The 6,852-nt window shown below is 49.8% G+C and carries 7 protein-coding genes; 3 read left to right on the top strand and 4 right to left on the bottom strand.

Translation table 11 applies throughout. The features are described from left to right. Positions 1–239 precede the first annotated feature (239 nt). On the bottom strand, positions 240–980 hold the full coding sequence (locus tag GFD25_RS11730) for a retron system putative HNH endonuclease (protein ID WP_163233040.1): 741 nt from the start codon (positions 978–980) through the stop codon (positions 240–242). Continuing rightward, positions 967–2,340, bottom strand: a complete 1,374-nt coding sequence (locus GFD25_RS11725) for an AAA family ATPase (RefSeq protein WP_163233038.1) — start codon at positions 2,338–2,340, stop codon at positions 967–969. Before GFD25_RS11725 ends, GFD25_RS11730 begins: the two co-directional genes overlap by 14 nt. A gap of 186 nt (positions 2,341–2,526) precedes the next feature. Between GFD25_RS11725 and GFD25_RS11720 the strand changes: the two genes are divergently transcribed. Genes GFD25_RS11720 through GFD25_RS11710 form a run of 3 tightly spaced genes read left to right on the top strand, consistent with a single transcriptional unit; the run spans position 2,527 to position 5,046 of the window. Further along, entirely contained in the window at positions 2,527–2,958 is a 432-nt protein-coding gene (locus tag GFD25_RS11720; RefSeq protein ID WP_163233036.1) for a hypothetical protein, read from the top strand. Continuing rightward, on the top strand, positions 2,928–3,326 hold the full coding sequence (locus GFD25_RS11715; RefSeq protein WP_163233034.1) for a hypothetical protein: 399 nt from the start codon (positions 2,928–2,930) through the stop codon (positions 3,324–3,326). Before GFD25_RS11720 ends, GFD25_RS11715 begins: the two co-directional genes overlap by 31 nt. Then, entirely contained in the window at positions 3,298–5,046 is a 1,749-nt protein-coding gene (locus GFD25_RS11710) for a hypothetical protein (protein WP_163233032.1), read from the top strand. Before GFD25_RS11715 ends, GFD25_RS11710 begins: the two co-directional genes overlap by 29 nt. Positions 5,047–5,441: 395 nt before the next feature. On the opposite strand, the gene GFD25_RS11705 is transcribed toward GFD25_RS11710, so the two are convergent. Together GFD25_RS11705 and GFD25_RS11700 are read right to left on the bottom strand one after the other, a co-directional pair. Continuing rightward, entirely contained in the window at positions 5,442–5,807 is a 366-nt protein-coding gene (locus GFD25_RS11705) for a hypothetical protein (protein ID WP_163233030.1), read from the bottom strand. Then, positions 5,786–6,592 (bottom strand): hypothetical protein, encoded by an 807-nt coding sequence (locus GFD25_RS11700; RefSeq protein ID WP_163233028.1) that lies wholly within the window; start codon positions 6,590–6,592, stop codon positions 5,786–5,788. The genes GFD25_RS11705 and GFD25_RS11700 overlap by 22 nt, the downstream gene beginning before the upstream one ends. Between the last annotated feature and the right edge of the window lie 260 nt (positions 6,593–6,852).

The raw sequence follows: 6,852 nt of genomic DNA, 5'->3' as shown, positions 1-6,852 counted from the left end.
CAAGACGCTCGCCCGGATCGCGGGCGTCGAACCGGAAGACGACGAAACCCCACAAGCCGACGCGGACTAGGATTTCATGCTCACCACAGGTGAGGCACCACTCCGGATTACGCGCTCATTTTCAAATGAGGCACCTCGGCCACCGCACGGATTGATCGGGGTATCAGTACGGCATCATGCATGAGATGAACATGATCAGTGCCGGTAACGGAACGAATCAGTTACCGGCACGATCATGTTCACGCCTGTACACCGTAGGAGCGAAGTTCCCGCTTCAGGAAGAAAATCACAATGCCCGCATATGCCTTACGATGCCCGGCCTTCTTCCGATTAAGGCTGGTACTGGGCTGCTCGTATTCCTTAAGCATGCTTCTGCAGAACCGAATGGACGCATCCTTCCCATGGATGTTCTTCAGCTTCGTCTTAATGGAGGCCCAAATCGCCTCCCGATTACGAATCAGATCCTTCTGGTTCAATCCGAGCGGAGACAACGCCTTCTTGCCGGTCTCCCCCGGCTCCCCAAGATCGGATTGGATGGCAGGATCCATGGATTTGATCACACCGTCCTCTTGATAATAGATCGTGTCGATATCGGACTGCGACGTGGGGTTGACGGTAATGAACCGCTCACCCTTACGTTTGTCGCATGTCTGGTCTTCCGGCGGAGCTTTGGTCTCCTCTCCGCCTTCGCAACAGGCAAACATGTTGGAGTACTGCACACTAAGCCTGGCACCCTCCACACCATCGCTCTGCGGATGCCAATGCTCGACACGCATGCGGTCGGCGTCGATGCCGCGCATGCAATACGCGCACAGGTACCCTTGCTCTTTGAGCAAGCTCTCCTTCAGCTCACTTTTCGCGCCGGACGTCAGCAGGTCGAACGGCGTCTCGCCGTCAAGGTTGAGATTGTCCGAGGACAGCACCGTTGGCACGCAAGCGGCGAACTCATACGGGGCATTACCCTTTTTAATCAAGAGCATCTTCGCGATCCATCCGTTCCATGGTCAGCGACGTGTCGGCGCTCAGCACGTTGGTATCGTCCTCGCCCGAATATTCCTTCCACTTGTCGAGGATTTCCTCGGCCTTATCAAGGTTGCCATCCGACAATTCGCGATAGAAGTCGGCAGACAGTTCCCGCGTCACGCGAGGGAGATCATACGCATTCATCACGTCTTCGAGCACGGCACGAATGCTATGACCGCCGGTAGCCTTCGAGGAAGGCTTGTACGACACGTAGTCTTCGCCGGTGGGATTCTCCAGTTCGGATTCTTCCTGCTCGGTACACTTGCGAATACGACGGATCTGATTGTCCTTGACCGAGGCGATCACCGCCGGAGCGTGACTGCTGACGATGAACTGCACGTTCGGGAATACGGTCGTCAGATCTTGGACGACCCGTTCCTGCCACAGCGGATGCAGGTGCAGATCGATCTCGTCGATCAATACGATGCCCGGAGCGCCGAGAATGTCCTTGGCATCGGGATTCAGCACGGCCATACGATAGGCGATATCGGCGATGAGGCTCAGCACGCCGCGATAGCCGTCGCTGAGGATTTCGAACGGCATAGGCCCCTGAGGAGCGCCATCATCCTCCACAAGGCCATTGACGACCAGACCATAGTTCTTGGCACTGTATCGGACCGTCACGTTCTTGTTGCCGGTCAGCTCCTGGAAGCACGAGGAAATGGCATGGCTCACTGCCGTCAGTTCCGGAGGCTGCGCGCCGTTCTCGATGCTGACCTCGAACATCTGCTTGAACCAGCTCGCCATCATCTTGTCGTTGGTGGCGGCATCCAGGCAATCCACGTAACCGCTGGAGCGGGAGAACCCCTTCGCGAACCAGCGTTCGGAGTTCAGCTTCTCCTTCTTGTGCACCCACAGACGACCGGCGCCATAGTAGGCCAGCAACGGCAGCGTTTCCGGCTCGCCCTGCTTGACGATCCGCTGGATATGTTCGGAAACCGCGGTGGCTTGCTTGGCGTCGACGACTCGCGTACGACCGTCCACCGTATTCTTGGCTCGCGTCCATTGAATGTTCTCTCCGAAGGCGACGCCATCGGCCGCAACGGAGACCGGCTGCGGTTCCTTGGACAGAACGCTACCGGTGGCAATGGTTTTGAGACGCAGGTCGTTCGCGGCGAAATTGATGGGATACATGCGCATGTAGGGATTGTCGACACGGCTGAGGAACGAACCCAACGCCACAACCGCCGCTTCCAGCACCGAGGTCTTGCCAGCACCGTTATCTCCGGCAAGAACCGTCACATGATCGTCGAAGTCAATGCTCAGGTCGCCGAATCTACGGAAGTTGGTCAGACGCAGCCTCTGCAGCTTCCACATCGAACCGTTCCCCATACGTCAGATTCCTTCCGCTGTTGGCCAAGAGGAAGATTCCCTCTTTTACGTCTCATCAGTCTATACCGTTAAGTACCACGACGGACAGCGAGCCAGGCCTTCGTCAAAATGCAAAAGACACGCCATATGTCTACACGCCCCTATCGCACGCATCCGCGTAACGTTACGCACATGAAGGGAAAGCACAGAGCACACCAGCACATCACAAAATATCAAATCGGCCGCACAATGGCTGTTATCGGTTTCTTCGGTTTGCTAGTGGTTTGTTTTATATGGAGACGACCGGCGATCCGCCACAATAGTAACCCCATCACCAGCTTCGCCATTCCGATGCCAGTGACGCATTGGCCCATCGCCGTAGGATTATTGGCATCGATTACTTGCCTGCTGATCGGCATTCTATTCATGGGTTTCATCAGCAAAGGCGCCGTAAGCACGGCCACGATGATCATATTCGGAGCAGTGTTCATTTTAGCCGGCGTCACCGTCATGATTCCAGATTCACGGTGGGGTCTCATCAAAACCGCGGCGCAAGTTTTCGGTTTTTTACTGTCACCGGATGGGCCGAATTTATGGGAGACCAATATCACTCCGATGGCGTGATTCTCGTCATAGTAGGACTCGTCACCGAAGCTGGCGGCCTGTTGACATACAAGAACCGCAACAATGAACAAACGCAAGACGAAGCGACACGACTCGTCTTCTATCCGATCATGATGATCATCTTTACGTTGATCATCGCTCGGGACAACGAGATTAGACGGCTGGTCTATGACGCGATGCTTTTCTATATGCTAACTGAACAGGCGCACGACACATGGGGGCTCTGGATCGATATATACGGATCGTCCAGCCTGAAAGCAAAGAATTCCGACAATGAGACGGCGCACGCTACACGAGATTCACATGGTGTCTCCTCTCCTGAGGACATATCATGTGAACATGAACGGAAGAACGCGCACACAGTATGATCGCCTCGCCACCCCTGGCAACTTACAGATTCTTTCCAATCGGCTTCGGTCACGAAACGCGTTTTCCGTCGGTCAATCCATAAAGAATGTTTACTACGCTCAAATTTCTGATTATCATGTCGTCAATGATGAAATGATACAAGTTGATTTCGACGCAGTAAACGCATATTCCACGGCATTTTGGCCAACAAGCAACAGCTCCTTTCCTTTCGCCATTCATCCAGAAAACTCAAACTCTCTTAGGGAACTATTATATCCCGACTTAATACTGGAGCGAGTTAATAATTATTGGAATAGAGTATTCACCGAAAACGATTCCGATCGTAATTCACCCAATAGCATATTCAACGAAGTCAATGATCCATTTCATTATCTGAAGTTATGCACGATTTCTTTGACTTTACAAGCCGATCGATATGAAAATATAGTTAAGGTGGCTTCACAAAGGCAGAATGTCGATGCTTGGTTCACCATTATTCTTGGCTCAGTGGTAGAACAGAATACCATTGCCCTGAATAATGGAACAATGGCGTTATTGAATTTTGGCTGGAGCAATCCCCAACAGAGCAACATCAACACATATCATTATTTCACCGGTATAACCATATGTCCGCCCAAGGAGGCCGCCGCTCTTAATGCAGCAACGAACGTCACCGCATGGCCCGCAGGCAATGACGCCATAATTCGGAAAACACTGCAAAAGATACCGCGCATGGAGCAACTGATTTGCTTTAACGTGGGGCAAGGAACCTGCGTCGGCCTTGCGGATGCCCACGGGAAGGTGCTCTTATATAGCGACCTTGGATGCGACGCCCCGAGAAATCAGAAAGCCACCCCGAAGGACCTGCAATTCTGCAATTGCACTAACCCTCCCATCATTCTTTCTCACTGGCATTGCGATCACTACAATGGAATTTTCCATTCCGGAGAAGACTTTAGATCGAATACATGGATTCTCCCACCACGACCAACAAGCCTTAATTTCAACAAATCACGTGTAGGCAAGGAGCTTAGAAGCAGGGGCGGAACCATACTCAATTTCCCGAATCCCGCGCCGACCAACCATGCGATCACAGCATCATTCGGCAATGGAACACAAGTCATATCGTTGATCCAGTGCACCGGGAAACTGTCCCAAAAAAATGCCAACGAATGCGGCATTGCCGTCGAAATCGAAGATATGCACGACGATCGTCCTGTCAAATGGATCTTGCCTGGCGATGCGTCCTACAGCAGTTTCACGGACCCGTTCCCAGACGCCGAACCAGTCGCCGTGGTCGCCGCCCATCATGGCGGACACATTGATAAAGCCAAGTATCCGCATCGACCCTCCATATCACAATACGCCCGTCTGCTCTTCTCCTTTGGCACGGACAATACGTATGGCATCCCATGTACAGCCGATGCCGACACATTAAAACGGTATAAGGCGGAGAAATGGCGTTTCCCCTCCGGATGGGTTTCCTCTCAAAAAACCTACTCATTGACCGCGAACAAAGGTAAGAGTACTAAGCCGAAAACTGTAATAGCCAGCACCCAAGTAAAGACTCCGGCTTCAGAACACGACGTGCTCTCAACCGCCACCTGGAAACAACCCGATCCCAAACAACCTCAAAAACCATTGACCCATATCGCAGCTTCGTGGAAGGCCAATGCACAGGTAGACAGCACCCACCTAAAAACCTGCCTGACAAAGCAGACTTTCCAGATATTGCGTTGACAAGGTCGTCTACTCCACCCCGAAGTGTCGCGCCTGTGATGTTAGGCTGTGTCGTAGCGGGAAGGCCACGCTAGCTATGAGGCAGTATTCACGGCGGGCGCCAGAAGACTTTCGCCCCATGGGGCCGGGACCGCAAGAAGTCTGAGATCGTTCTCAGAGTTATATCAATCTGGGATTGCCCGGCATCACAAGATTGCCGGGCAATCACCGTTGCTTTTGATCAATAAGTAGTTGAGAGATTAATTACCGTTCCCTTCAACATGCAGAAGAGTACAAAAACATTCCACTCGGCATTTCCATGACTTAACCATGCTACGTGCCGACCCGTAGGTCCCCAATGATGCACGTACCTGTTCCGAGAACTTTATCCAAGGATCATCTCAAATTGTCTTGAATCACACACGAGAGGTCGATGAGTCTATTCGCCGAGCACCCTGACCGGTAAAATTGCGAGGATCCAGCGGTCGCGATACGTGGATAACATGAGATCCTGTAATTTGGCTATCAAGCCATTTCATATCATCTTTCACTATCTTCAAATCCTTTTCTTGCAGCCCTTCTGCATAGGCTAAATAATCCAATCTACTTTTTTTAAAAATATTCCGGCTAAATACAAATATACAGAAATCGATCAGATAGGGAATAAATAGAATCGCGCTCAAAATAAAAGATAATTTACTATCATTAACAATAACAAGACATGAGAGACAGTAGCATAAATATATACAGTAAGCAAAAACTAAAGAAATTGCAGCAGACATGAAATAGAATGATATTTTAAAAATGACAGAAAAATGGAGCGTGTCAGCACCGGCAACTCAGTTTTTGCAAATTGAATATATCGATTAAAAAAGTGAATAAGAATTAGCGACACAACAACACAACTCATACCCACAAGCCATCCCACCCAGTCCGATCGATAAAGAACAGCCAAAGAAGCTACCCAGGAAAAAGTCACCCACGATATAACAATCAAAATACCGTATTCAACATTCCGAATTAACAGATCATTTTTAACAGCAAAATCCGTCTCTAATTCACCGTACTTATTTCGCATTTCTCTCAATTCTTCTTCTTTAACCTTAACAAGCATTCTTAAAAAAGCAGAAGACTCACTCACTCCATAAAAATAAGGAAGAGTAAAGCATAAGACAACGATAAACAACATATATAAATATTGCCCATTCGCTAGCGCGGACATTATCATCATGCCCGACCACAACGACGCACCGATCGTCACTATCAACAATGCCCGCGCCATAAACTTAGATTTATGGCGAACCACCGATGAATCATCCACAGCAATGCCCACAGCAATGCCCGCAGCAACACCGAGAACACCCAGGAGCAGACCGCATCCAGCATCCGAACCGAAACATGGGATTTCAATAACAGCTTTTCGTACATTCCCGAAAAGTGTTTCAATACTAGAAGACTGCGCAATTTTAATTATAACTTGATAACCATCAAGACAAAAACCCAGAACAACAAAACTCCATGTACAAGTTTTATATCTTAGCATCATTCTCTTCTCGCCATCTGTCATAAAACTATTACCTTTCCAAATATTCCAATATTGAGAATTAATTTTGAAATACAATCATTAATACTAGTTAATTTAGTAATGACTTCGACCATCAGTCGACAATCAGAAAACAAAAGGAGTCGGATACAGTCCGATAGGACGTATCCGACTCCTTGAACAGGCCAGCCGAATTACCGGCCGTATTTAGGGTGTGTTTACTCTATGGTGCTTTGGTGACATGATGGTGGTATGTGTACGCCGAGGTATGACATCACGAGGGA

The sequence above is a fragment of the Bifidobacterium aerophilum genome (assembly GCF_010667685.1).
Classification (GTDB): Bacteria; Actinomycetota; Actinomycetes; order Actinomycetales; family Bifidobacteriaceae; genus Bifidobacterium; species Bifidobacterium aerophilum.
The sequence above is the reverse complement of the archived record's forward strand: the minus strand, read 5'-3'. Positions and strand labels throughout refer to the sequence as shown.